At 69.1% G+C, this 25,162-nt stretch carries 22 protein-coding genes; 14 read left to right on the top strand and 8 right to left on the bottom strand.

Annotated features, from left to right (window positions below):
• Positions 1–51 precede the first annotated feature (51 nt).
• From RR3_RS17745 to RR3_RS17720, 6 genes are all read left to right on the top strand, one after another.
• Entirely contained in the window at positions 52–1,731 is a 1,680-nt protein-coding gene (locus RR3_RS17745; protein WP_064066024.1) for an FAD-dependent oxidoreductase, read from the top strand.
• Positions 1,732–1,876: 145 nt separating this feature from the next.
• Positions 1,877–2,785 carry a L,D-transpeptidase gene (locus RR3_RS17740; protein ID WP_010593655.1) on the top strand — a complete coding sequence of 303 codons (909 nt, stop codon included), beginning with the start codon at positions 1,877–1,879 and terminating at the stop codon, positions 2,783–2,785.
• Positions 2,786–2,897: 112 nt separating this feature from the next.
• On the top strand, positions 2,898–3,956 hold the full coding sequence (locus RR3_RS17735) for a carbohydrate ABC transporter permease (protein ID WP_040274786.1): 1,059 nt from the start codon (positions 2,898–2,900) through the stop codon (positions 3,954–3,956).
• Entirely contained in the window at positions 3,953–4,840 is an 888-nt protein-coding gene (locus tag RR3_RS17730; protein ID WP_040274788.1) for a carbohydrate ABC transporter permease, read from the top strand. Before RR3_RS17735 ends, RR3_RS17730 begins: the two co-directional genes overlap by 4 nt.
• Before the next feature lie 19 nt (positions 4,841–4,859).
• A complete protein-coding gene (locus RR3_RS17725; RefSeq protein ID WP_010593652.1) occupies positions 4,860–6,167 on the top strand; it encodes an ABC transporter substrate-binding protein in 1,308 nt (435 codons plus the stop codon).
• Positions 6,168–6,175: 8 nt separating this feature from the next.
• Positions 6,176–7,306 (top strand): ABC transporter ATP-binding protein, encoded by a 1,131-nt coding sequence (locus RR3_RS17720; RefSeq protein ID WP_010593651.1) that lies wholly within the window; start codon positions 6,176–6,178, stop codon positions 7,304–7,306.
• Between the two features lie 54 nt (positions 7,307–7,360).
• On the opposite strand, the gene RR3_RS17715 is transcribed toward RR3_RS17720, so the two are convergent.
• Positions 7,361–7,975 carry a flavodoxin family protein gene (locus tag RR3_RS17715; RefSeq protein ID WP_010593650.1) on the bottom strand — a complete coding sequence of 205 codons (615 nt, stop codon included), beginning with the start codon at positions 7,973–7,975 and terminating at the stop codon, positions 7,361–7,363.
• Positions 7,976–8,117: 142 nt separating this feature from the next.
• On the opposite strand from RR3_RS17715, the gene RR3_RS17710 reads away from it, so the two are divergent.
• Positions 8,118–8,522, top strand: a complete 405-nt coding sequence (locus RR3_RS17710) for an OsmC family protein (protein ID WP_017680791.1) — start codon at positions 8,118–8,120, stop codon at positions 8,520–8,522.
• Between the two features lie 86 nt (positions 8,523–8,608).
• On the opposite strand, the gene RR3_RS17705 is transcribed toward RR3_RS17710, so the two are convergent.
• From RR3_RS17705 to RR3_RS17695, 3 genes are all read right to left on the bottom strand, one after another.
• Entirely contained in the window at positions 8,609–10,015 is a 1,407-nt protein-coding gene (locus RR3_RS17705; RefSeq protein WP_064066023.1) for a serine/threonine-protein kinase, read from the bottom strand.
• A gap of 154 nt (positions 10,016–10,169) precedes the next feature.
• Entirely contained in the window at positions 10,170–11,657 is a 1,488-nt protein-coding gene (locus tag RR3_RS17700) for a flavin-containing monooxygenase (protein ID WP_064066022.1), read from the bottom strand.
• A 532-nt stretch (positions 11,658–12,189) separates the two neighbouring features.
• Entirely contained in the window at positions 12,190–13,410 is a 1,221-nt protein-coding gene (locus RR3_RS17695) for a glycosyltransferase (RefSeq protein WP_064066021.1), read from the bottom strand.
• A 349-nt stretch (positions 13,411–13,759) separates the two neighbouring features.
• Here RR3_RS17695 and RR3_RS17690 point away from each other — a divergent pair, with 349 nt between their 5' ends.
• Positions 13,760–14,851 carry an Rv2629 family ribosome hibernation factor gene (locus RR3_RS17690; protein WP_017680786.1) on the top strand — a complete coding sequence of 364 codons (1,092 nt, stop codon included), beginning with the start codon at positions 13,760–13,762 and terminating at the stop codon, positions 14,849–14,851.
• Positions 14,852–14,860: 9 nt separating this feature from the next.
• Here the strand turns inward: RR3_RS17690 and RR3_RS17685 are convergent, their stop codons facing one another.
• Complete coding sequence (locus tag RR3_RS17685) at positions 14,861–15,235, bottom strand: DUF1330 domain-containing protein (RefSeq protein ID WP_010593643.1); 375 nt, start codon at positions 15,233–15,235, stop codon at positions 14,861–14,863.
• A 145-nt stretch (positions 15,236–15,380) separates the two neighbouring features.
• Between RR3_RS17685 and RR3_RS17680 the strand changes: the two genes are divergently transcribed.
• Genes RR3_RS17680 through RR3_RS17670 form a run of 3 tightly spaced genes read left to right on the top strand, consistent with a single transcriptional unit; the run spans position 15,381 to position 18,829 of the window.
• Complete coding sequence (locus RR3_RS17680; protein ID WP_017680784.1) at positions 15,381–15,824, top strand: response regulator; 444 nt, start codon at positions 15,381–15,383, stop codon at positions 15,822–15,824.
• A gap of 51 nt (positions 15,825–15,875) precedes the next feature.
• On the top strand, positions 15,876–18,344 hold the full coding sequence (locus RR3_RS17675; RefSeq protein WP_040274801.1) for a molybdopterin oxidoreductase family protein: 2,469 nt from the start codon (positions 15,876–15,878) through the stop codon (positions 18,342–18,344).
• Positions 18,341–18,829, top strand: coding sequence for a hypothetical protein (locus RR3_RS17670; protein WP_010593640.1), 489 nt, complete (start codon positions 18,341–18,343; stop codon positions 18,827–18,829). The genes RR3_RS17675 and RR3_RS17670 overlap by 4 nt, the downstream gene beginning before the upstream one ends.
• Before the next feature lie 57 nt (positions 18,830–18,886).
• Here RR3_RS17670 and RR3_RS17665 read toward each other — a convergent pair whose 3' ends face one another.
• A complete protein-coding gene (locus tag RR3_RS17665; protein ID WP_059174298.1) occupies positions 18,887–20,074 on the bottom strand; it encodes a flavin reductase family protein in 1,188 nt (395 codons plus the stop codon).
• Positions 20,075–20,130: 56 nt separating this feature from the next.
• Complete coding sequence (locus tag RR3_RS17660) at positions 20,131–21,561, bottom strand: MFS transporter (RefSeq protein WP_010593638.1); 1,431 nt, start codon at positions 21,559–21,561, stop codon at positions 20,131–20,133.
• Between the two features lie 165 nt (positions 21,562–21,726).
• Between RR3_RS17660 and RR3_RS17655 the strand changes: the two genes are divergently transcribed.
• The 3 genes from RR3_RS17655 to RR3_RS17645 all read left to right on the top strand — a co-directional run bounded on the left by RR3_RS17655 (position 21,727) and on the right by RR3_RS17645 (position 24,161).
• Positions 21,727–23,025 (top strand): amidase, encoded by a 1,299-nt coding sequence (locus tag RR3_RS17655; protein WP_010593637.1) that lies wholly within the window; start codon positions 21,727–21,729, stop codon positions 23,023–23,025.
• Between the two features lie 100 nt (positions 23,026–23,125).
• Complete coding sequence (locus RR3_RS17650; RefSeq protein ID WP_010593636.1) at positions 23,126–23,422, top strand: hypothetical protein; 297 nt, start codon at positions 23,126–23,128, stop codon at positions 23,420–23,422.
• An 88-nt stretch (positions 23,423–23,510) separates the two neighbouring features.
• Positions 23,511–24,161 carry a response regulator transcription factor gene (locus tag RR3_RS17645; RefSeq protein WP_010593635.1) on the top strand — a complete coding sequence of 217 codons (651 nt, stop codon included), beginning with the start codon at positions 23,511–23,513 and terminating at the stop codon, positions 24,159–24,161.
• Here the strand turns inward: RR3_RS17645 and RR3_RS17640 are convergent.
• Complete coding sequence (locus RR3_RS17640) at positions 24,155–25,105, bottom strand: PDR/VanB family oxidoreductase (protein WP_017680778.1); 951 nt, start codon at positions 25,103–25,105, stop codon at positions 24,155–24,157. The two genes, RR3_RS17645 and RR3_RS17640, sit on opposite strands and share 7 nt — an antisense overlap.
• Between the last annotated feature and the right edge of the window lie 57 nt (positions 25,106–25,162).

The raw sequence follows: 25,162 nt of genomic DNA, 5'->3' as shown, positions 1-25,162 counted from the left end.
TATAGTCTGAGGGGGTCGTCGAACCCCCGGCACTTCAGGCAGGTATCCACCGTGGTTTACGTGATCACCCAGGCGTGTTGCAACGATGCCTCGTGCGTCGAGGTCTGCCCCGTCAACTGCATCCACCCCACGCCCGACGAGGCGCCGTTCGCGACCACCGAGATGCTCTACATCGACCCGGACACCTGCATCGACTGCGGCGCGTGCGTGGACGAATGCCCGGTGGACGCGATCTACGCCGACAACGAGCTTCCCGCCGAGCACGAGCCGTACCTGAAGATCGCCGAGGACTACTACCGGCGCTACCCGATCGGACCGGACTGGCCCGAGGAACGCGACCGCACCAAGATCCCCGCCGAACTCGGCTCCCTGCGGGTCGCGATCGTCGGTTCGGGCCCGGCCGCCTGCTACGCCGCGCTGGAGCTGACCAGCCGGTCCCGCGTCGAGGTCGACATCTTCGACCGTCTGCCCACCCCGTACGGACTCGTCCGCGCCGGTGTCGCCCCGGACCACCAGAGCACCAAGTCCGTCGGTGAGCTGTTCCGCAGCGCCCTCGGCCACAAGAAGAGCCAGTGCTGGTTCAACGTCGAGGTGGGCACCCACATCAGCCACGAGGAACTGCTCGCGCACCACCACGCCGTGATCTACGCCGTCGGTGCCGCCGCCGACCGGCACCTGGACGTGCCCGGCGAGGACCTGCCCGGCTCGCACGCCGCCACCGAGTTCGTCGCCTGGTACAACGGGCACCCCGACTACGCCGACCGCACCTTCGACCTGTCCGGCGAACGCGCGGTGATCATCGGCAACGGCAACGTCGCCCTCGACGTCGCGCGGGCACTGGTCGCCGACCCGGACGAGCTGGCGAAGACCGACATGGCCGATCACGCCGTCGCCGCCCTGCGCGCGTCGAACATCCGCGAGGTCGTCGTCGTGGGACGGCGCGGACCCGCCCAGGCCGCCTACACCAATCCGGAACTGCTGGCCCTCGGTCAGCTCCGGGGCGTCGACATCGTCGTCGACCCGGCCGACGCCGAACTCGACCCGGCCAGCCGGGCCCTCGTCGACGACCCCGCCGTCGAACCACGGATCGCACTGAAGGTCGAACAGGTCCAGGGCTTCGCCCGCCGGACCCCGACCGAGGACAACAAGCGGATCGTGCTGCGCTTCCTCGCCGCACCCGTCGCGCTGAACGGGGACGGCCGGGTCGACTCGATCACCCTCGAACGCACCGAACTGGCCGAGACCAACGGCCGCCTCGAGGCGCACCGCACCGGGCAGACCGAGACCCTGCCCACGGGCCTGGTCCTGCGGTCGGTCGGCTACCGGGGGCGTCCCGTCGCCGATCTGCCGTTCGACGAGACGCGCGGCATCCTCCCCAACGAGGAAGGCCGGGTCGTGGACCCGGAAACGAACGAGCCCCTGCCCGGGGTGTACACCGCAGGCTGGATCAAGCGCGGGCCCACCGGCGTCATCGGCACCAACAAGCAGTGCTCCGCGCAGACCGTCGAGCATCTGGTCCAGGACTTCGTGGCCGGCCGCCTCGTCGCCCCCGTCGCCGACCGGGAGAAGCTCGCGGCGCTGATCTCCGAGCGCCGGCCGGACTACGTGGACTACCGGGGCTGGCAGCAGATCGACAAGCAGGAACGCGCCCGGGGCGGTGCTGTGGGCCGCTCCCGCGTGAAGTTCGTCGCTGTCGACGATCTCCTCGCTGCCTCCCGAATCGAGTCCTGACCTGGCGTCGAGCTCCCGACGGGCCACCCGGACGGGCGCGGTCGAATTGCCCGCCCGCAGGTGTGCTGTGTCTAATGGGTGCGCCAAGTCGTCGCTGTCGGGGCGGACGTGGGTGCGACGGCACGAACGAACGATGGGTTGTCGAATGTTCGAGAAGAAGGGTCGGCCGAACAGTCGCGGCCGCGCCGGACGCTGGTCCGGCCGTGTCGTCACCGCGCTGGTGGGCGTCGGCGCCGCCACGCTCACCATGACCGGACCCGCCGCCGCGGTACCCCTGTGGCCCGGCGGACCCGAACTGCCGAGCGTGCAGGAACTCGTCGAACGGCTGCCCGGCCAGGCGCCGGAACCCGCCCCGTTCTCCGCACCGTCGATCAACCCGTCGAACGGTGAGACGGTGGGCGTCGCGCAGCCGATCATCATCCGCTTCGACGAGCCGATCACCGACCGCGCCGCCGCCGAGCGGCACATCGAGGTCCAGGCCGACCCGCCCGTCGACGGGCACTTCTACTGGGCGTCGGACCGGCAGGTGCGCTGGCGGCCCTACGAGTTCTGGCCCGCCCACACCCAGGTCACCGTGAACGCCGGGGGCACGCAGTCGTCGTACACCGTCGGCGACGCGCTGATCACCGTCGCGGACGACGCCACCAAGACCATCACCGTCACCCGCAACGGTGAGGTCGTCAAGACCATGCCGACGTCGTTCGGCAAGCCGGGCTACGAGACGCCCAACGGCACCTACATCGTCGGCGAGAAGTTCCGTGACATGTACATGGACTCGTCCACGTACGGCGTGCCGGTGGACTCGCCCGAGGGGTACCGCACCTACGTCGAGTACGCGACCCGCATCTCCAACAGCGGCATCTTCGTGCACGCGGCGCCGTGGTCCGAGTGGGCGCAGGGCAACACGAACGTCAGCCACGGTTGCCTGAACGTGAGCACCGAGGACGGCCGCTGGTTCTTCGAGAACGCCCGGAAGGGTGACCCGGTGATCGTGCAGAACACCGGGGGCGGCATCCTCAACGGCTGGGACGGCCTCGGTGACTGGAACCTCTAGCCGGACAACGGCCGGCGCCGGCGAGCACTTCGTACCTCGACGGTGACGAGAGTACTCGTCGGCGCCAGACCGGCGTAACCTCCGGTTCGTCCGCGGCAGACACACTGCCGCAGTGCGCTCGAGTCCGGAAAGAGTACTGCCCCGAACCGACCGGGGTCCGTGGGGACGCCCGTGGGGCGACTACGCGCTGTTCGCCGCGCTGATCGGACCGAATCTCGCGCTGCTGGTCCTGTTCACGTACCGGCCGCTCGTCGACAACATCCGACTGTCGTTCTTCGAGTGGAACATCTCGAGCCCCACCGCGACGTTCGTCGGACTGGGCAACTACCGCGAGTGGTTCGGCCGTGCCGACACGTGGCAGATCGTCGGCAACACCGTCGTCTTCACCGTCGCGACCGTCGCGGGCTCCATGCTGCTCGGACTGGCGCTGGCGCTGCTGCTGGATCGGAAACTGCTGGGCCGCAACCTCGTCCGGTCCGCACTCTTCGCGCCGTTCGTCATCTCCGGTGCCGCGGTGGGGGTGGCGTTCCAGTTCGTGTTCGATCCCAACTTCGGCCTCGTCCAGGATCTGCTGGGCAGGCTGGGGCTCAACACCCCGGACTTCTACCAGGATCCGGCCTGGGCGCTGGTGATGGTCACCCTCACCTACCTGTGGAAGAACCTCGGCTACACGTTCGTCATCTATCTGGCGGCCCTGCAGGGCCTGCGTCCCGAACTGTCCGAGGCCGCCGCGATCGACGGCGCCTCGTCGTGGACGGCCTTTCGGCGCGTCCTGCTGCCGCAGCTCCGTCCCACCACGTACTTCCTGTCGATCACCGTGCTGCTCAACTCCTTCCAGGTCTTCGACATCATCAACGTGATGACCCGGGGCGGGCCGCTCGGTACCGGCACCACCACGATGGTCTACCAGGTCTACAACGAGTCCTTCCGGAACTTCCGGGCCGGCTACGGTGCCACCGTCGCGACGATCATGTTCCTCGTGCTGCTGGCCGTCACGGTCTACCAGGTGCGCCTGATGGACCGCGACGACACTGCGCGCCCCGCCCGCCGTCCCCGGCGCGCGCGTGGGGGTAGGCGTGGGCGTGGGCGTGCGACCGAATGTGACACGCGTTCGATCACATCGAAGCCATGTGACATTCGGTCGGTCCAGCGGACGGGGGGTGCGGAATGACGACGCTCCTGGAGCGCCCGGTCACGACCACGGAACCGGCAGCGGCGCAGCCGTATCGGCGTCGCGAGCGCACGATCCGGGTACTCGCCTACGCCGCGATGGTCGTGGCACTGCTCGTCGTGGCGCTGCCGCTGTACTGGATCGTGGTGACCTCGTTCAAGCAGCGACCCGACATCTACACGCTGCCGGTCACCTGGTGGCCCTCCGTGTTCCATCCCCGGAACTACACGGAGGCAGTCACCTCGGTGCCGTTCGGCACGTTCCTGCGGAACTCGTTGATCATCACCACGGTGCTGTCGAGCGTGAAGTTCGTCCTCGGCATCCTGAGCGCCTACGGTCTGGTGTTCCTGCGCTTCCCCGGCAAGAACCTCGTGTTCCTCGGTATCGTCGCCGCGCTGATGGTGCCGAACCAGATCACTGTCATCTCCAACTACGCGTTGGTGGCGGAATGGGGGTGGCGCAACACCTTCCAGGGGATCATCGTGCCGCTGGCAGGTGTGGCATTCGGAACGTTTCTGCTGCGCAACCATTTTCTGTCCATTCCCGCCGAGATCATCGAGGCGGCGCGGATGGACGGGGCCGGGCACGTCCGCCTGCTGTGGCGGGTCGTGCTACCCGTGTCCGGACCGACCCTGGTCGCGTTCGCGCTCATCACCGTGGTCAACGAGTGGAACGAATACCTGTGGCCGTTTCTCATGGCCGACGACGCGTCCGTGGCGCCGCTGCCGATCGGGCTGACCCAGCTGCAGAACAACGACGGCGTCACCAACTGGGGGCCGGTGATGGCCGGCACGGTGCTGGCCATGCTGCCGATCCTCGTGATCTTCCTCGCGCTGCAACGTCACATGATCAAGGGCCTCACCTCCGGTGCGGTCAAGGGCTGAACTCTCCAGGAGCAACTTCGTGAACATCGACAGGCGTGGATTTCTGGGACTGACCGGGCTCGTCGCCGCGAGCGCCGCGCTGGCGGCGTGCGCCGGCACCGGGTCGTCCGGGTCCTCGGAATCCGCATCCGCGGCGAACACCATCAAGTTCTGGTCCAACCACCCGGGCAAGTCCCAGGACGTGGAGCGCGAGCTCATCGCCCGGTTCGAGGCGAAGTACCCGGACCTGACGGTCGACCTGATCGACGGCGGCAAGAACTACGAAGAGGTGTCGCAGAAGTTCAACGCGGCCCTGTCCGGAGGCGACCTGCCCGACGTCGTCGTCCTGTCGGACGTGTGGTGGTTCAACTACGCGCTGACCGGCGCGATCACCCCGCTCGACGACCTCTTCGCCGAGGTCGGCGTGGACACCGGGGACTACGTCGATTCCCTACTGGCCGACTACCTCTTCGAGGGCCGTCACTTCGCGCTGCCCTACGCCCGCTCGACGCCGCTGTTCTACTACAATCGGGACGTCTGGCGGCAGGCCGGTCTTCCCGACCGCGGACCCGCCACCTGGCAGGAGTTCGCCGAGTGGGGTCCCGAACTGCAGCGGGTGGTCGGGTCCGGCAAGCTGGCACACGGCTGGGGTAACGCCAAGGACTACCTCGGCTGGACGTTCGAAGGACCGATCTGGACGTTCGGCGGAGCCTACTCCGACGGCTGGCGGCTGCGTTTCGGCGACGCGGAGACGATCGCCGCGGGTCAGTTCCTGAAGGACATGATCCACACCGGGAGGTACGCGGGCGTGTCCACGGACATCGCCAACGACTTCTCCGCCGGGATCATCGCGTCCACCATCGCCTCGACCGGCGATCTGTCCGGCATCACCGCGAACGCCGCGTTCGATTTCGGCACCGCGTTCCTGCCCGCCCCCGACGGGACGCCGGGATGCCCCACCGGCGGTGCGGGACTGGCGATTCCGGCGAACATCTCCGACGAGCGGAAGCGCAACGCGCTGAAGTTCGTCGACTTCGTCACCAACGGGGAGAACACCGCCTACTTCTCGCAGAAGATCGGCTACATGCCGGTGCGCAAGTCCGCCACCGAGGATCCCGGGATGAGAGCATTCCTCGAGCAGAACCCCAACGCCCGCACCGCTGTCGATCAGCTCGCGCGCACCCGGTCGCAGGACTACGCGCGCGTCTTCGTGCCCGGCGGCGACCAGATCATCGGCACCGGCCTCGAACAGATCGCGCTGCAGGGGGCCGACGTGCCGACGGCGTTCGGCGACGTCGCGCGGCAGCTGCAGCAGATCATCGACCGTCAGATCACCCCGAATCTGTAGGGAAAGCCTTGGCAAGCATACGTTTCCGGTCCGTCACCCACCGCTACCCCGGTGCCGATCGGCCGTCGGTGGACCGCCTCGACCTCGATGTCGCGGACGGGGAGTTCCTGGTCCTGGTCGGTCCGTCGGGCTGCGGGAAGACCACGAGCCTGCGCATGCTCGCGGGCCTCGAGGCGGTCGACGACGGTCGCATCGACATCGGCGGCGCCGACGTGACGGGACTGCCGCCCAAGGCCCGCGACGTGGCGATGGTGTTCCAGAACTACGCGCTGTACCCGAACATGACCGTGGCCGAGAACATGGGTTTCGCGTTGCGCAACGCCGGCGTCGGCAGGGTGGAACGGACGACGCGGGTGCTCGACGTCGCGCGGATGCTCGAACTCGAGCCGCTGCTCGACCGCAAACCGGGCAAGCTCTCGGGCGGGCAGCGACAGCGCGTGGCCATGGGCCGCGCGATCGTGCGACGGCCCGCGGTGTTCTGCATGGACGAACCGCTGAGCAACCTCGACGCGAAGCTGCGCGTCAGCACGCGTTCGCAGATCGCCGGACTGCAGCGGCGACTCGGCACGACGACCGTGTACGTCACCCACGACCAGGTGGAGGCCATGACGATGGGGGACCGGGTGGCCGTCCTCGACGGCGGTCGCCTGCAGCAGGTCGCCGCACCCCGCGTCCTGTACGACAACCCCGTCAACACCTTCGTCGCCGGGTTCGTCGGTTCGCCCGGCATGAACCTGCTCGACGCACCCGTCCGCGACGGCGCGGCCGTGCTCGGCGCCCTACGAGTGCCGGTTCCGGCCGACGTCGGCGCCGACCGGATCGTCGTCGGGGTGCGGCCCGAGGCATGGACCCCCGTGGGCGCGTGGCGGTCCGGGACGCTGTCCCTGACGGTGGACCTGGTCGAGCAGCTCGGCGCGGAGGCCTTCGTCCATGCGACGGCGACCGGGCCGGCCGACTGGTCGAGCGCGACGGGCAAGGTCGTCGTACGGGTGGATCGACGAGTTGCGATCGGTCCGGGGGAGCAGGTGCACCTGCTCCCGCAGCCGGGGGAGGTCTACTTCTTCTCCGCGACGACCGGTGCTCGCCTCGGTGTCGGCGACCGAATGTCACATACGTTCGATTCGATCGAACGCGTGTGACATTCGGTCGAACCGGCGGCATGCGGGCGAACCGGCGGCATGCGGCGGGCGGGCTCAGCCCGGATACGGCGGGTACTGCCGTTCGCGCAGCACGGTGCTCAGATGGACGGCGTTCCGTGCCAGTGCCTGCGTGGTCGTGGATACCTGTTCCGGAACCTCGGACAGGTCCTTGAAATCCGTGCCGGACATCGCTTCCCCGTTCCAGTAGGTGCAGCCCTGGGCCGGGATGCTGAACCCGATGTCGTTGAGACCCTGGAACAGGTCGGCGACGATCTTGTGCGCACCGTCCTCGTTGCCCACGACCGCGGCGACGGCGACCTTCCCGACCATGCGTGGCCGGTTCTCGTCGTCGGTGCTCGACAGTTCCGCGTCGAGGCGTTCGAGCACGCGCTGGGCGACGCTGGACATGTGGCCCACCCAGGTCGGCGTGGCGACGATCAGGATGTCGGCGGCGGCGACGCGTTCGAGCAGGCCCGGCCACTCGTCGCCGTCACCCATGTCCGCCTCCACACCGGGACGGACGTCGTGGTCGACGACGCGCACCGATTCGGTGGTCACGCCGTGCCCGGCGAGCGCGGACAGGACATGCGACACCATCAGGTCGGTGCTGGACTCCGCCGGGGACGGTTTGAGTGTGCAGTTCAGGGCGAGGGCACGAAGGGTGGTCATGGGTGCGGTTACCCGGTCCGGTGGGTGTCAATCCCCGGCCGCGGGTTTCCCCGGGCTCGGTTCGGGCACCCGGGTGATCGCATCGGTGCCGTAGCGAGCGGCGCCGGCGCTCAGAGCGAAGTGCGGACCGGAGGAACACCTGATGACAGAGCCGAATTCGTATCGATACACCGCAACGGCCGAGGACACCTCGGTGCGCATCGACGGGCATTCACCGGACCTGCGCGTGACGACGCCGGACAACGCCGCCGGGTTCGACGCGGTGACGCCCGAGCAACTGTATGCGGCGGCATTGGCGGCGTGCGTGTACCAGACCCTCATCGCGACGGCGTCGGCCGGCGATCACGACCTGGGGGAGTGCGCCGTGGACGCCCGCGTCGAACTCACTTCACGGGGCAACCAGGAGTTCGATCTCTCCGCCGAGGTCGACGTGCGGCTGCCTCGTGTCGAGGATCGCGATGCCCGGGAAACCCTCGCGTTGCGGGCCGTCGAACGGTGTCCGATGGCCAAGTCGGTCCAGGTGCGACTCGCCGGCGCGCACGCGTAGTGACGAGCACGAGCCGGAACGCACGGTGACCGCGCCGTCCGGATGGAGCGGACGGTCGAGCGCTACCGCTCCGCGGCGGCCGGCGCCTACCCGGCGGGAAGGCACGGTCCGTCGGGCGGCGGGGTGTGTTCGTAGCCGGGGTAGCAGGGCAGTACCTGTGGTGCTGCGGGTGCCGGTGCAGGTGCCGGGGCGGGCGCGGGAGCCGACCCGGCGGGAAGGCACGGTCCGTCGGGCGGCGGGGTGTGCTCGTAGCCGGGGTAGCACGGCAGTACCTGTGGTTCTGCAGGTGCGGGTGCAGGTGCCGGGGCGGGCGCGGGAGCCGACCCGGCGGGAAGGCACGGTCCGTCGGGCGGCGGGGTGTGCTCGTAGCCGGGGTAGCACGGCAGAACCTGTGGTCCTGCGGGCGCAGGTGCCGGTGCCGGAGCCGGGACGGGGGCAGGAGCAGGCGGTGCCGATCGAGGCGCCGGCCTCGCGGGGGCGGCGTCCTGGGGTGGAACTTCGCCGTCCTGGGCTGGAACCTCGGCAGCCTGGGACTCCGTCCGAGGTGGCGTCGGCTCCTGTTCCGCGGCTGTCGAGGTGGTCGGTGCGGCCGAGGGCGTGGACGTCGGAGAGGCCGGCTGCACCGCGATGGGGACGGGCGTCGGGTCGGCGTCGTCGGACGACACGGCCCCGAGGGCCACGCCGCCGACGACGAGGACGGCGACGATCGCCGCGAGAACCGGGATCATGACGCGCCGGTTCCGGGTGAGCGGAGCGACCGCGGGAACGGACCTGCCGGTGGGATGTGACGGCGCGGCCGCGGCGCGTGCCGCCGCGGCCAGCTCGCTCACCGATCCGTAGCGCCGCGCGGGTTCGGGTGCCGTTCCGCGTGCGACGACCTCGACCATGCCGGCCGGAAGATCCGAGACCGCCGACGACGACTGCGGGGCCCCCGCTCGTCCACCCGAGGACTGGAAGAGTCTGCCGGTGAGGCATTCGTACAGCACCGTCGCCAGGCCGTAGACGCCCGTCGCCGCGCCGGGATGCGGGGGGAACCCGACGTCGGTGAGGAGAACATTTCCGTCGCCCTGCACCAGGACGTTCGCCGACGTCACTTCCTGTTCGACCAGCCCGGCCGCGTGCACGGCCTCGAGCGCCGACGCCAATTGCTCGACGACACCGACTGCCCGCGGGACGTCCATCGCGCCGGTGGACCGGAGCATCGTCTGCAGATCGGTGCCCTCGACGACGGGCGTTGCGAGGAAGAGCCGGGTGCCGATCTGCCCGAAGTCGTGGATCGGGAGCACACGAGGGTTCCGGATCCGGGCGGCGATCTCGGCTTCGCGTTCGAAACGAGCGCGGTACTCGTCGTCCTCGGTCACCTCGGGTGGCAGCGCCCGCACCGCGACGTTCCGGCCGGTGGTGGTGTCGAACGCGGCCCATACCTCGCCCGTCGCGTCCACCGACAGTGGACGGTCCAGGCGATACCTGCCGAACAGGGCACCAACTTGCATCTGTCACTCTCCGCCCCTGGAAGTAGCTGTGGCTGCGGATCCGTGCACCGGAAGGATCGACCGCCTCCTCCACCGGAAGTCTATGCGGCGGACGTGCAAAGTGTCGCGCTCGGCCTCGAACCCCGCTCCTACGCTGGTTCTTTCGCCCGCGACCTCAGACCACCGGCTGCGTCGTTGCCGGAAGCGCTGCCCGGGAGAAGCGCACGGCGCCGTCCTCGAGTCGTCCGCGGCGCATCATCACCAGGTCCCGGACGTAGTTCTGGAACAGCCGCCACGGCGCCGCGGGGCCCTGCCTGGGCATCGAATCGATGCTGCGCAGGACGTACCCGGACGCGAGATCGACCAACGGGGATGTCGCGGTCGTGGTCGCGGGGGCCGTCGGGGTGCAGTAGGCGTATCCGCGGGCGTCCATGTGGCGCAGCAGGCGGCACACGTATCCGGCGACGAGATCGGCCTTCAACGTCCACGACGCATTGGTGTATCCGACGGTGAATGCGAGATTGGGCACCCCGGAGAGCATCATCCCCTTGTACGCCAGCGTCTTTCCCATCTCGACGTCGCGGCCGTCGACGCTCACGGCCATCCCGCCGAGCAGAAGCAGGTTCAGTCCCGTCGCGGTGACGATCACGTCGGCGGCGAGTTCCTGCCCGGATTCCAGGCGGATCCCGTGTTCGGTGAAGGTGTCGATCGTGTCGGTGACGACCGTCGCCCGGCCCTCCCGCAGCGCCCGGAACAGGTCGCCGTCGGGCACGAAACAGACGCGCTGGTCCCACGGGTCGTATTGCGGCCGGAAGTGCACGTCCACCTCGTAGTCCGCGGGCAGGTGGCTCTGCACGCCCTTGCGTAGCAGCCGCTTGACCAGATCGGGCCGGCGCCGGCTCAACTGGAAGAAGGCCATACTGCCCAGCACGTTCGCCCAGCGGACGACAGGGTAGGCCAGCTTCAGCGGTATCCGGCCGAGCAACGCGCCGGCGACCGGATCGATCGAGGGACGCGACATGACGTAGCTCGGAGAGCGCTGCAGCATCGTCACGTGTGCGGCCGTCCTCGCCAGTGCCGGGACGAGAGTCACGGCGGTGGCGCCGCTGCCGACGACGACGACGCGCTTGCCGGTGCAGTCCAGGTCCTCGGGCCAGTGCTGTGGGTGTACGAGGGTGCCGGTGAACCGTTCCACGCCGGGAAACTCGGGGGTGTAGCCCTCGTCGTAGCGGTAGTAGCCCGAATTGACGAACAGGAAGCCGCACGTGAAGCGAACTCGTTCCCCGGTGTCGGTGCGCTCGGCCGTCACGGTCCAGCGGGCGGCCGGCGTGGACCATTCGGCGCGGACCACGCGATGCCGGAACCGGACCTTCTCGTCGATGCCGCGATCCCGTGCGGTGCGGCGGACGTAGTCGCGGATGGACGGGCCGTCGGCGAAGGTCTCGGGCTCGGCCCACGGCTCGAACGAGTACCCCAGGGTGAACATGTCCGAGTCGGACCGGATGCCCGGGTAGCGGAAGAGGTCCCAGGTGCCGCCGATGACGTCGCGTGCCTCGAGGACGGTGAAGGTCTTGTCCGGGCATTCGTCCTGCAGGTGACAGGCCGCGCCGATACCGGAGAGTCCGGCGCCGACGATCAGGACGTCGACGTGTTCGTCGTGCATCGCGCTTCTCCGTTCCCGGGGGTCTGGGCGACCGGGGCAGCTGACGCAGACACTACCAACGCGCCGAGCACTCGGCGGCGACGCCGCTGTGGAATCAGCGGCGACGCCGCTGTGACATCGGCGGCGACGCCGCTGTCGTATCGGCGGTGATGCCGCTGTGGAATCAGCGGCGACGCCGCAGCGCCCCCTGCAACGCTGCGGTGCCGCCGATACCTGCTGCCAGCACGAACAGCAGCAGGACGACATTGGCGGTCACGGCTGCACCTGCCGTGCCGCGCTTCGGAGACCGCACCCGCGGGGTGTGGTCAGGATGGCGAGCAGATGGACCATGGCTGTTCCTCCGTCGACACTTCCGACTGCTGGAGCAACGCCCGTCCGGGCAGGGAGCGCAGCAGTCGCCTCTACGAGACGAAACCGGCTGCTTCTCAACCTTGTTTGCAAGAGTAACGTCTCCGCGGCGTGCCCGTAGGCCGAATCCGTGAAGATTCCGTGAAGATCCCGGAAGTCCCGTCGCGGCCGTGGCCCGAGCATCTCAGCGGGCTCCGGAGCGTACGGACCGCACCGACCGCGGATCCGCCGGGACGCACCTCTCGTAGGTGCGCACGGCGTCGGCCGCGGAACGGTCCCACGAATAGCGGGTGCTCGCCCGGTCGTGGCCGGCGAGACCGAAGGCGGTGCGCTGGACGTCGTCGGTGAGCAGGGTGTGTACCGCCGCCGCGACCGCGTCGGCCGCGTGCGGGGGCACCAGCGTGCCCGTGACCCCGTCGACGACCGTGTCGAGCAGGCCGCCGACCGCGGTGGCCACCACCGGCCGCCCGCACGCCATGGCTGCGAGCGGCACCAGGCCGAGCGGTTCGTACCAGGGCGTGCATACGACGACGTCCGCCGACCGCAACAGCGCCGGCATGTCCGTCCGGGACACGTGCCCGGTCATGTGCACCCGGTCGAGCACGCCGTGGTCCCCGGCGACGGCGCGCAGACGTGCGGCCTCGTCGGGGGCGCCGTCGTCCGCCGGTCCGCCGGCGATCACCAGTTCCGTGCCGGGGAGCAGGGCCAGCGCCCGGATCGCCACGTCGAAGCCCATCCGCGGCACGAGCGGCCCGACAGCGACGATGCGGCGCCCCGGCCCGCGCGCCGGAGCCTCGGGGCCGGTGGGCGCGAACTGCGCGAGGTTCACCCCGCAGGGCACGACGGACGTGCGGGTGCGGGGCAGGCCCAGCGCGGCGAGCTCGAACACCTCGTCCGTGCAGGTGGCGGCGACCCGGCTCGCGCCGCGCGCCAGGAGCCGCTCGATACGGATCCGGTTCGGCGACCCGGTCTGCGCCCCGCCCCGGTGCCGGCTCTCCACCACACCCAGGGTGTGGAAGGTCTGCACCGTGGGCACCGTGACGGTGCGGGCGGCGAGCTGCGTCGCGATCCCCGGCATCCAGCAGTGGGCGTGGGCGACGTCGGGCCGATCCCTCGTCCATTCCCGTTCGAGGAAGGTACCGAGCTCACCCATCCGTGGGAGCAGCTCGTCCGCCGGCAGCGGAGCCGGCGGACCGGCGGGGACGTGGACCACCTCGTACCCGTCGTCGGTCGGGACTCGCTCGGGTATGTCGGGGTCGTCGCGACGGGTGTAGACGGTCACGTCGTGTCCTGCGCGCACCAGCGCCGCCGACAGCTCGGCGACGTGCACCTTCCGGCCGTCCGCATCGACGTCGCCGGGGACCGTGAAGGGGCTTGCGTGCTCGGACACCATCGCGATCTTCATGGCCCTTCCCTTCTGCGGATCGTCGTGCCCGTCGCCTCGCCTGACAGCGCCTCGCCTGACAGCCTCGTCGCGCCGCCCGACCGCGCGTACGACCCGCGGACCCACCGCCGGTCGTGGTGCAGGTCCGGACTCCGAACGTGCGGGGGCATCACGTGCGGGGGCATCGACGAGCCGTGGACGTGCCACGACGGCACGTTCACCGAGGACGCCATGGGTGCAGGGTTGCCGATTCTGCGGCAGGTAAACCGCGCGGACGGAAATTGCCGCCGGATCGGTGCGGGCACGTTTACTCGCGCGGGTCGGGGGCACACGAATCGAGAGACCGTGAGGCACCGACGAAGGAGTAGCTGTGCACGCCGATCGATTCGCAGACTTCACCACCGCGACCGGCCCGTTCGCCTCGGTGTACTACGAGGATTCGCACGCGACCGAGGATGCGGCAAAGGTTGCGGAACTGACCTGGCGTTCCATCGCGGAGCAACTGGAACAACTCGGGACTCCGCGGGCCGTGCTCGGCCACGTCGAGCGCGCGGTGACCGAGGCGCCGGCGGCGGTCGGCAGCGGTGGCCGCGCGATCGTCGCGAACCCGGACGGGGTACTCGTGCACGAGCGGCTCGTGCGCCCGCCGCTGCGCACCGAGGTGCGACTGTCCGACATGCCTTACCTGCTCCCGCTGGTGGAACACGGCACGAGCGGCCGGCCCTACCTCGTGGCCGCCGTCGACCACGCGGGCGGCGACCTGACCGTCTACGACCGGCACGGCGGCGTGCTCCACGAGGAGACGGTCGCCGGGGAGGGCTACCCGATCCACAAGGCGGCCGGCGCCCAGTCGCCCGGTTACGGGGATCCCGAACCCAACGTCGAGGAGCAGCGGCGCCGCAACATCGCCGCCGCCGCCGACCGCATCACCGAACTGGCCGACGAGCACCACGCCGAGCCGGTGTTCGTGATCGGCGAGGTCCGCTCCCGCACGGACCTGGCGGAGGCCCTGCCCCAGCGCACCGGCGACGTCCTGGTGCAGGTGCAGACCGGTTCTCGCGCCGACGGCTCCGACCGCGAGCGGATCCGGGATGTCATCCAGGAGGAACTGGCGCAGCGTCGCCTCGCCGAGATGGACGACGTGGCCGAGCGCTATCGGGCCGGCGCCGGAACCGGCCTGGCCGTCGAAGGGGTGACCGAGGTGACGGCGGCGCTGCGCGAACGGCGGGTCGACACGCTGATCCTGGGGGACCTCGACGACACCACGGTGCTCGTGGGCGACGACCCGTCGCTCGTGGCCGCCGACGCAGGAGCGCTGTCCGAGATGGGTTCGGGCAGCGAGCGCGTCTGCCGCGCCGACGAAGCCCTGCCGTTCGCGGCCGTGGCCACCGGCGCCGCCGTGCTCCGCATGGACGAGCGCCTCACGCCGGCGGACGGCATCGGCGCCCTGCTGCGCTACTGACGGCCGGTGTCAGGACTGCACCGGCCACGGCACCGTCGCCTGCAGGACAGCCTCCTGCAGCGCGTCGGTGCGCCACGCCGTGACCCGCTGGTACTCGGGGTCGGCGACCATCTCGGAGAAGGCACGCCGCGTCGGGTAGCGCACGAGCAGGACCGCGTCCCAGTCCTGCCCGGTCTCCGCCACGAGCGCGGTCGACCCGTCGCCCGCGTAGAGCACCTCGCCGCCGTAGCGCGGCAGGAACGTCTCGTGGAGGGCGTCGGCGTAGCGGGCGTAGATCTCGCGACCACCGGTGCCGAACCGCAGCAGGTTCAGCATCACCACCGGCCCGCCCGGGTCCTCGGCGAGAAAGCGCTTCAGGTCGGCACCACGTGGATCGACAGCCATGTTCCGGAGTCTGGCACAACATCGGACACGCCGTGCTCTCCGACTGCCGGCGCGGCGGCCGGTCGTGGGGGCCGAACCGCAGTCGCTGCCGTACCGCGTACGGTCGGAGAACGTTCCGTGCACCCCTGGTTCAGGAGCCCACCACATGACCGAGCCCGCCGAACCCATCGTCGTTCTGCTGGTCGAGGACGACGCCGGCGACGAATTGATGACCCGCGAGGCCCTGGAGGACCACAAACTGACCAACGCACTGCACGTCGTACGCGACGGTGAGCAGGCGTTGAGCTTCCTCTTCCGGCGCGACCCCTACGCCGACGCGCCGCGGCCCGATCTGATCCTCCTCGACCTGAACCTGCCCCGCTACGACGGCCGGGAGGTCCTCGCACAGATCAAGGCCGACCCGGAACTGCGGCACATCCCGGTGGTGGTGCTCACCGCGTCCGCCGCCGAGGAGGACCTGCTGCGCAGCTACCGGCTGCACGCCAACGCCTACATCACCAAGCCGGTCGACTTCCCGCAGTTCGCGGAGGTGATCCGGCGGATCGACAACTTCTTCCTCCACATCGTGCGCCTTCCTCGTTCCCACTGAGTTCCGTCGGCGGCAGGTTTGGTTCGTTGCGCAGGGGGTAGCGCCTCCGGTATGACGCGTACGGACCGGATCCGGGACCCGTGGGGTGCTCGCACTCCCTACGGTCCCGGTGAGACGTGGCCGACCAGGGTGGACATGTATCTCGCCGAGGGGGTGGACGAGGACGACGTCGACACCTGGGTGCAGTCGGCGACGATCCTGCACTCGAACGGGGACGGGCTGGACATCGCCGTCGAGAACGGGCGCATCGTGGGCGTGCGGGGCCGGGCGGTCGACCGGGTCAATCACGGCCGGCTCGGTCCGAAGGACCTGTTCGGCTGGCAGGCGAACCATTCGCCGGATCGGTTGACCACACCGCTGATCCGGCGCGACGGTGCGCTCGTGGAGACGGACTGGGACACGGCGATGGACGCCGTCGCCGGGCGCACGAAGGAGTTGCTGGCCGAACGCGGTCCGAGTTCGATCGGCTTCTACACCACCGGTCAGCTCTTCCTCGAGGAGTACTACACGCTGGCGCTGATCGGACACGGCGGCATCGGCACCAACCACATGGACGGCAACACCCGGCTGTGCACGGCGACGGCGGCCGCGGCGCTGAAGGAGTCCTTCGCGTGCGACGGTCAACCGGGGTCGTACACCGACATCGACCACGCCGACGTGATCGCCCTGTACGGGCACAACATGGCCGAGACCCAGAGTGTGCTGTGGACCCGGGTGCTCGACCGGCTCGCCGGCCCGAACCCCCCGGCGATCGTCTGCGTCGACCCGCGGGAGACGCCGGTGGCGCGCGCGGCCACCGTGCACCTCGCACCCCGGCCCGGCACCAATGTGATGCTGATGAACGGGCTGCTGCACGAGATCGTGCGGCACGGCTGGATCGACCGCGACTACGTCGACGCCCACACCGTCGGCTTCGACGAGCTGGAGAAGCAACTCGAGGGCTACCCGGCGGAGAAGGTCGCGCAGGTGTGCGACGTCCCGCTCGCCGACCTGCGGGCGGCCGCCCGGCTCCTGGGCACCGCCGAACGGTTGCTGTCCACCGTGCTGCAGGGTTTCTACCAGTCCCATCAGGCCACCGCCGCTGCCGTCCAGGTGAACAACGTGCACCTGATCCGCGGCATGCTCGGCAAGCCGGGGTGCGGGGTGCTGCAGATGAACGGCCAGCCCACGGCGCAGAACACCCGCGAGTGCGGGGCCGACGGCGACCTGCCGGCGTTCCGGAACTGGGCCAACGACGAACACATCCAGGAGCTGGGGCGGGTGTGGAACATCGACCCGATGCGGATCCCGCACTACACCGCGCCCACCCACCTGATGCAGATGATGCGGTACGTCGAGGACGGTTCGATCCGGTTCCTGTACGTCAACGGCACCAACCCGGCGGTGTCGTTGCCGGAACTCGGCCGCATCCGCGAAATCCTGTCCCAGAAAAGGCTTTTCCTCGTCGTGCAGGACATCTTCCTGTCCGAGACCGCGCAACTCGCGGACGTCGTGCTGCCGGCCGCCACGTGGGGGGAGAAGACCGGCACGTTCACCAATGTCGACCGCACCGTGCACCTGTCGGAGAAGGCCGTCGACCCGCCCGGGCAGGCCCGGCCCGATCTGGACATCTTCCTCGACTACGCCCGCCGGCTGGGACTGCAGGACAAGGACGGGCAGCCCCTGGTCAAGTGGTCCACGCCGGAAGAGGCGTTCGAGGCCTGGAAGCAGTGCACCGCGGGACGGCCGTGCGACTACACCGGCCTCTCGTACGACAGGCTCCGCGGCGGCAGCGGCATCCAATGGCCCTGCAACGACGAGCACCCCGACGGCACCGAGCGCCTCTACGCCGACGGGAAGTTCTGGAGCGCACCGGACTACTGCGAGAGCTACGGTCGCGACATGGTCACCGGCGCCCCGCTCGAACCGACCGAGTACAAGGCGATGAACCCCCTCGGCAAGGCCGTGATCAAGGCAGGGGAGTACCTGCCCCCGCACGAGGTGGTCTCCGAGGAGTTCCCCTACCTGCTGACCACCGGGCGGACCCTCTATCACTTCCACACCCGCACCAAGACCGGGCGGGCACCGCAGCTGCAGAACGCCGCCCCCGAGGTGTGGGTGGAGATGTCCGCCTCCGACGCCCAGCGGCACGGCTGGGGGGAGGGCGACCTGCTGCTCATCACCACCCCGCGTGGCCGGGTGGAGGCACGGCTGCGGATCAGCGGCATCCGCCCCGGCGTGCTGTTCCTGCCGTTCCACTACGGCTACTGGGACACCCCCGGCGGGCACGAGCCGGGCGACTCCGAGGGCCGCGCCGCCAACGAACTGACCGTCACCGACTGGGATCCGGCGTCGAAACAGCCACTGTTCAAGACCGGCGCCGCCCGGGCCGAGCGTCTCCTGGCCGGGGACGGCACACCGTCCGCCGCGCCGACGACCACCGCCTCACGACCGGTGGGCACCGACGTTCCCGACACCGTGGGCGGTCCTTCCGGCACCGCGACCGAGACCGTCGTCGACACGAGCGGAGGCGCATCGTGAACAAGGTAGGTCTGGCAATCCGCGAACTGCACCGCGCCGAGAACGACCTGGCGGGGGAATTGCTGCAGATCTCGGACCGGCAGAAGGCCGACCACGAGATCTTCTACCTCGGACGGGATCTCGCACGCTGGTCCCAGGAACACGTGCGCGAACTCGCCCGGGTCGGGCGCGACTACGACCTCGACCTCGACGCCGAACCGGAGGACGACCACACGATCCTGGCCCGCCTGCGGCAGAAGGGCAGCGAACTGCTCGGCCGGCGCCACGAGCCCGGCCTGCTGCTCCTGCACGACCTGCGCGAGATCCACCGGATGGCAGCCGGGGTCTCACTGGACTGGGAGATCCTGGCCCAGACCGCGCAGGCCATGCAGGACCGGGAACTGCTCGCCACGGCCGAACGCTGCCACCCGCAGACCCTGCGTCAGTTGCGCTGGGCCAACGCGAAACTCAAGGAGAGCGCCGCGCAGATCATGGTCACGGGCTGACCGGTACTCGTCCACGAGCACCGACTCCCGTGGTGAAGACAATTCCGCGGGAACGGATTACCTGTCGGAACCGCCCCCGAGTTCGAGGATGTCGACAACCTCCTCGGCCCGGGCGATCCACTCCCGTACTCGCGTCCCGGAAACCCGGCGGGGAAGCTGCGCCAAACGCAGCGTGCGCGTGTAGCTGCCCGCTCGGTCGCGAACCGGCAGTACGACGGAACCGATGTCGTACGTCTTCCCGCCCTCGAGGTCGCGCAACGTATAGTCGACCGCCGATTCGGTCACGCACTCCCGGATGTTCCGCTCCTGCGCCGGAGTCAGTCTTCCGGTCGCATACCGATGGGTGGCGTCGCGCATCCCTTCGTATGCGGCTCCGCCTTCCCGAGGAAGGAACGACAGCAGGAACCCGTGTGCGCGGACGAAGTCGAGACGGTCCCGGTAGAGCTGCCTCCCGGGCTCCTCGACGCCGCGGGCCTTGGCGAGCCACCGCTCCTGATCCTCCGGCGGGAGATCGAACACGAGCGAGTCACCGATCGGGGGCACGATCGGAACTCGCTGCGCCAGGCCGTTCTCCGGATCGACTCCGGGAGCCGACGCCGAGAGTACCGTTGCCATCTCGTCCCGACCGACCGCGGTGTAGACCGTGACCTCGCAACCGATGTCGTGTGCGAGGTCCTCGACGGCCGTCCGTGCGCAGTCCGCCTCCCGAATCGCCGACAGCAGCCGGTGCTCCATCCGAGCCATCAAGGAGGTCCCGACGAAACTCCCGTAACCGCCCTGGAAGAAGATCAGCGGGGCCACCGGGTTGGTGACGGCCATGTCCGCCACAGCGCACAGGACGATCCAGTGATCGCCCGCCTCCACCGTGTCGGTGATGCGGGTGTCGATCCATGCCACCGAGTCCGCCAGCACCGGATCCCCCGACGGGGACGGGAACCAGTCGATTCCGTCGAACTTGTTCTCCCAGCGCCGGGCGAGGGTGGAGACCAGTTCCTCCTGCTCACCGCCCACGATGTTGATGCACAGCGACGCGCACTCCCGCAGCTTGGCGAACGTCTTCGACGTCTTCATCGGCATGAAGGAGACGAGGGGCGGATCGAGAGACACCGACCCGAAGGTCCCGACCACCAGCGCCAGCAGTTCGCCGTTGTCCGCACGGCCGGTCACGACGGCCACTCCGGTCGGGTAGTGCCCCATCACCTCCCGGAAGAGCCCTCGGTCGACCGGGGTCGCGATATCCGTCATTGCGGTCCTCCTGATCTCGGGGACGGGATGACTCCGGCGTGCATCGAGATGCCGGTTCAATGCTTGACGTACTCGGACTGCAGTTTCCGGCCGAGGCTCTCGGGCCGGAGGAAGAGGATGCAGAGCACGCCGCCGACGAGGAGGATGATGCCGGTGATGGTGAATGCCTGGTGCACACCGACCGCCATGTTCGTCGCCATTTCGGGAGCCAGTGTGCTGCCGGCAGGGGGCGAGACATAACCGGCGCGGGCCATCAGCCAGCCCACGAGCGTCGGGGAGACGATGGCACCGATCGAGGCCACGCCGCCGAGCGTGGCCATGAGAATCGGTCGCTGCTTGGCGCCGACCGCATAAGCGATCGCAGAGGCGGTCATCGGGTACGCGAGGCTGCAGCCGGCGGCGAGGCACAGCAGGGCGACGGCCGGCACACCCGACGTCGTCTGGACCAGGATGAAGCAGATTCCGGCCACCAGCGCTGCGATACCGAACGGGACCGCGATCGCGCGATGCGCGTTGTGGCCGTGCTTCATCAACCGGTGGCCGAGGAAGCCGAGCAGCAGCAGCACGCCGGCTCCGAGGATCCAGGGAATGGTGGTGACGGTGCCTACCTGAGGAAGCGACAGGCCGACCACGGTGCCGAGGTACTGGGGCAACCAGGTCGTGACGAAACCCTGGACCCAGAAGTTGGAGGCCCCTCCGATCACCGCGGCGAGGAAGGTCATGCTGAGCAGCGCACGCCAGACGACGACAGGCTTCTGCTCGTCCACATCGGCCGTGGCGACCTCCGCGGTGCGGTCCGCCGGCTTCCGGTCGCCGGTACGGGCGTCGGCGCGATTCTGCTTGCCGTGCCCGGCGAACGGACCGTCGTCGGCGATCAGGAGCCAGGCGACGACCCACACGAATCCGACGATGCCGAGGACGCCGAAGGCCCAGCGCCAACCCCAGGCGACGATCACCCAGGCGAGGGCAGGCGCGGCGATGACCGGTCCCAGGGTCGAGCCGGCAGCAACCAAGTTGGACGGCAATGCGCGACGACGCGGCTCGAACCACGAATGAGCCGAGGTGAGGGACATCGCCGTCGCGGGGCCTTCAGCGCCGCCGAGGACGATGCGGGTCATCAGCAGCACCGCAGCACCGCCACCGAGGAGCATCGGGAACTGCATGACCGCCCAGACGACGCCCATCGTGAGGATGATCCACTTGACCGAGAATCTGGCAGCCAGGAAACCCGTGATCACGGAGACCACTGCGTAGAGGAAGAAGAACGCACTGCCGATGAATCCGAACTCGACGGCGGAGATTCCGAGATCGGGCATGGCCTCGGAGGCCACCAGGCCTAGTACGGCCTTGTCGGCGAAGGCCACGATCTGGAAGAGGACGAGCAGCGCCGTCACTATCCACGCCTTGCGGTTCATCCTGTGGAAGTCGATCCTCTTCTCCCCGTTTTCCGGGGAGGCGGAGACATCGGGCGCCACGGTCGAAGCCATGAGCAGCCACCTTTCCTAGCGAGCCGCGGATGCTGAATCCGTCGGCGAGTCGACAGTGGTTCAGAAGCTATTTCCACGCATCCCTACTGCGGTAGGAGGGAAACCTTTACTGTCGGCTCCCGCCGTGTTCACCCAGAATGAAGGGGTCGAGACCGGAGGAGGACTATGAGCACGCGCGCGTCGGACCTGTCCCTGGGTGAGCAGGTCGGGGCTGTCCGAACCGGGTCGGTGACGGCCGAGGACCTTGCTACGCAGGTCAGACGAGCGATCGAGCTGCGGGAACCGGAACTCGGTGCGTGGGTGTGCCTGTCGTCGACGATTGCGGAGCAGGCCCGTGCCGTCGACCGGGACCCCGGCTCTGCACCGTTGGCCGGGCTGTCCGTCGGAGTCAAGGACCTCATCGACGTCGCCGGGATGCCGACGCGCGCCGGTTCCGCAGTGACCTCCCCGAATCTGGTCGGCACCGACGCCGCCTGCGTGAGCCGCCTGCGTTCCCTCGGTGCGATCGTCCAGGGCAAGACCGTGACGACGGAGTTCGGCTACTTCACCCCCGGGCCCACCCGCAACCCGCACGCTCTCGGTCACACCCCCGGCGGGTCCTCCAGTGGCTCTGCTGCGGCCGTCGCAGCGGGGACCGTGCCCCTCGCGCTCGGCACCCAGACGGCCGGCTCGCTGACCCGGCCGGCCTCGTACTGCGGAGCCGCCGGCATGGTTCTCGCGCACGGCACCACGGACATGTCCGGCATCACCGGTCTGAGCGAGTCACTGGACGCCCTCGGCCTGCTGACCCGGTCCGTGTCCGATCTTCGCTTCGTGCACAACGCATTCAGCGGCCACGGGCACTCGGAGGTCCCGGCTCCGGAGCCGGTGACTCGGGGCCTGGTCTGGAACGCCGGTGCCCTCCACCCCGTGGAGCCCCCAATGTCGGCGTTGCTGGAACATGTGCCCGCCCTGTTGGAGGAGATCGGGGTGAAGGCCGAGCCTCTCGACTGGGACGATCATGTCCAGACCTTGTCCGAGGACCACGTCACCGTCATGTCGTACGAAGCCGCGCGGGCGCGGGCCCACGAATTCGACGAACACGCGGGTGCACTGAGCGCGCCGATCCGGGATCTGCTGGAGAACGGCCGCAGGATCGCCGGAACCGAGTATTCCGCGGCCCTGACCCGTCGGGACCGCTCCCGGGAACTGCTGGACGCGATTCTGGCCTCCGATCCGATCATCGTCGGCCCTGCAGCGCTGGGACCGGCCCCGCTCGGTCTGTCCGCAACCGGGTCGCCGATACTCAGCCGCCCGTGGCAGCTGCTCGGATTGCCGGTCGTGGTCGTGCCAGGTGCCCGCACGTCCGCGGGACTGCCACTGGGTCTTCAGATCGTCGGGCTACCGGGGCACGAGGACCGGCTGCTCGCCGTGGGCGAGAAGCTCGAAGTGCTCCTTCGCGAACTGCCGGAGATTGCCGTCTGAGCCGGCAAGCTCGCTCGGCTCGGTGAAATCTGCTCGCTCGGCTCGGTGAATCTGCTCGCTCGGCTCGGTGAATCTGCTCGCTCGGTAGAAAGGACCGCTCATGCTCGAACCCCGCCCGACCAACCATCACAGGATGTTCCTCACCTGCTACGAGGACACCTTCGACCGCGGTTGGCACCACGTCGATCTGTTCGTCCACGACGAGTACGGCCGTGAGGTCAACTGGGTCCACTGGACAGTGGAGGCCGACGGCCCGGAGGCGGCCGACGAGTCGGTTCGCAGAGAGGAACCGCTCCTGCGACGGACCACCGAGTGGCAGCACCGGGTGAGCGCCGCGGGAATGGACTACTGGACTGCCGATGCCTGCTGGGACGACGCTCCGGCGGACGTTGCGTGAACCGGTCGTTCCCGCCCGGCGGGGGCGGGGACAATGTCGGGAGTCGGGGAGAAGCCCTGGCTCCCGAATTCGGAGGTGGTGACGAGCCATGGTGGAAAGCGCGGAAGACCTCCGAGCCGAGACGACGGTGTACGTGGTCGACGACGACTTCGAAGTATGCGAATCCGTCGACTGGTTGCTGGAGAGCATCGGGATCAGACCGGTGGTCTGCCACAGCGGCGAGCAGTTCCTCGACGCCTACGACGGCAGCCGGCCGGCCTGCATCGTCCTCGACGTGCGCATGCCCCGTATGAGCGGGACGCGGTTGCAGGAGAAGCTCAACGAGTTCGCGCCGCACGTCGCGATCATCTTCGTCTCCGCCCACGGTGACATCCGGATGTCCGTCTCCACCCTGAAGGCGGGTGCTCTGGATTTCCTCGAGAAGCCCTACGATCCGCAACGGCTGTTGGACGCCGTGCAGGCCGGGGTGGAGAAGGCCCGCCTCCGTTTCACCGATCACGTACTGCGAGAATCGGTGCGGAGCAAGGTCTCGTCCCTCACCCCGCGCGAGCGCCAGATCCTGGCCCTGGTGGTCGAAGGTCTGCCCAGCCAGAACATCGCCCGGAAACTCGGCATGAGCGTGAAGACCGTCGACGTCCACCGCGCTCGCATCAAGAGCAAGACCGACGCCGACAGCATCAGCACCCTCGTACGGGACGTGCTCCGGTACGGGGTGGACGTGCCGGTGGAGGATCAGTAGTAGTCCAGCACCAGGCGCTCGCCGGCGGCCCGCGACACGCAGACCGCCATGACCTCGCCGGACTCCTTCTCGGACCGCGTGAGAACGTTGTCCCGGTGGACCGGAGTCCCTGCGACCACCTGCATGATGCAGGTACCGCAGATGCCCTCCTGGCAGGACGTGTCGACGTCGCAGCCGTTCTCCTGGAGCACCTCGACGATGCTCCGGTCGGCCGGGACCCGATAGGTCTCCCCTTCCAGTTCCACCTCGAACGCGGAGTTCTCGGATGCGTCCGGCTGTTCCGTCGCGTGGAAGTTCTCGAGGTGGATCGATCCGGCCGGGACGTGCCGGCTCGCGAGCGCAACGACCTTGGTCATGAACCCGTCGGGTCCGCACGTGTAGACGTGGGTTCCGGGATCCGTTCCCGCAAAAATGGTTCCGAGAATCTCGTCCTGCTCGTCCCGGCCCACCCCGAGATGGGCATGGAGCTTGTCCGGGCAGCGCTCGCGCAGCAGCGGCAGGAAGGCGGCTTCCGTCTCGCTGCGGGCGAAGTAGTGCAGTTCGAAGCTGATGCCGTGGACGTCCATGTAGCGTGCCATGCTCAGCATCGGCGTGATGCCGATGCCGGCCGCGACCAGGACGTGGTGCGTGGCGTCCGCCGCGATGCTCAGCAGATTCCGTGGCGGGCTGATCCGGAGAGCGTCGCCCACCCGCAGCTCGTGGAGGGCCGCTGAACCCCCGCGGGAGTTCTCCTCGCGCTTGACCGCGAACGCGAACGAATCCTGCGCATCGGGTGTGCTGAAGAGCGAGTACTGACGGGTGATCGAGGTGGGTCCGACGACGTCGATGTGCGCACCCGGCCGGTACGTACCCAGTGGCGACCCATCGGTCTTCGTCAGCTTGAACGATCTGACGGTGGGTGATTCCTGAACGATCTCGGCGACGGTGACGTCGATGAGTGCCATGTCCGTTTCTCCTCGTGAATTTCTCCGGACGGAAGTGCCGACCGGACCCTCCCGGAC

This window comes from Rhodococcus ruber NBRC 15591 (assembly GCF_001894945.1).
Taxonomy (GTDB): domain Bacteria; phylum Actinomycetota; class Actinomycetes; order Mycobacteriales; family Mycobacteriaceae; genus Rhodococcus; species Rhodococcus ruber.
The sequence above is the reverse complement of the archived record's forward strand: the minus strand, read 5'-3'. Positions and strand labels throughout refer to the sequence as shown.

What these genes read in the sequence shown, in the direction of transcription:
- RR3_RS17740 (WP_010593655.1), top strand. Translation starts at nt 1,877, where the DNA reads ATGTTCGAGAAGAAGGGTCGGCCGAACAGTCGCGGCCGCGCCGGACGC.
- RR3_RS17730 (WP_040274788.1), top strand. Translation starts at nt 3,953, where the DNA reads ATGACGACGCTCCTGGAGCGCCCGGTCACGACCACGGAACCGGCAGCG.
- RR3_RS17715 (WP_010593650.1), bottom strand. Translation starts at nt 7,975, where the DNA reads ATGACCACCCTTCGTGCCCTCGCCCTGAACTGCACACTCAAACCGTCC.
- RR3_RS17710 (WP_017680791.1), top strand. Translation starts at nt 8,118, where the DNA reads ATGACAGAGCCGAATTCGTATCGATACACCGCAACGGCCGAGGACACC.
- RR3_RS17705 (WP_064066023.1), bottom strand. Translation starts at nt 10,015, where the DNA reads ATGCAAGTTGGTGCCCTGTTCGGCAGGTATCGCCTGGACCGTCCACTG.
- RR3_RS17700 (WP_064066022.1), bottom strand. Translation starts at nt 11,657, where the DNA reads ATGCACGACGAACACGTCGACGTCCTGATCGTCGGCGCCGGACTCTCC.
- RR3_RS17695 (WP_064066021.1), bottom strand. Translation starts at nt 13,410, where the DNA reads ATGAAGATCGCGATGGTGTCCGAGCACGCAAGCCCCTTCACGGTCCCC.
- RR3_RS17685 (WP_010593643.1), bottom strand. Translation starts at nt 15,235, where the DNA reads ATGGCTGTCGATCCACGTGGTGCCGACCTGAAGCGCTTTCTCGCCGAG.
- RR3_RS17680 (WP_017680784.1), top strand. Translation starts at nt 15,381, where the DNA reads ATGACCGAGCCCGCCGAACCCATCGTCGTTCTGCTGGTCGAGGACGAC.
- RR3_RS17675 (WP_040274801.1), top strand. Translation starts at nt 15,876, where the DNA reads ATGACGCGTACGGACCGGATCCGGGACCCGTGGGGTGCTCGCACTCCC.
- RR3_RS17665 (WP_059174298.1), bottom strand. Translation starts at nt 20,074, where the DNA reads ATGACGGATATCGCGACCCCGGTCGACCGAGGGCTCTTCCGGGAGGTG.
- RR3_RS17660 (WP_010593638.1), bottom strand. Translation starts at nt 21,561, where the DNA reads ATGGCTTCGACCGTGGCGCCCGATGTCTCCGCCTCCCCGGAAAACGGG.
- RR3_RS17655 (WP_010593637.1), top strand. Translation starts at nt 21,727, where the DNA reads ATGAGCACGCGCGCGTCGGACCTGTCCCTGGGTGAGCAGGTCGGGGCT.
- RR3_RS17650 (WP_010593636.1), top strand. Translation starts at nt 23,126, where the DNA reads ATGCTCGAACCCCGCCCGACCAACCATCACAGGATGTTCCTCACCTGC.
- RR3_RS17645 (WP_010593635.1), top strand. Translation starts at nt 23,511, where the DNA reads ATGGTGGAAAGCGCGGAAGACCTCCGAGCCGAGACGACGGTGTACGTG.
- RR3_RS17640 (WP_017680778.1), bottom strand. Translation starts at nt 25,105, where the DNA reads ATGGCACTCATCGACGTCACCGTCGCCGAGATCGTTCAGGAATCACCC.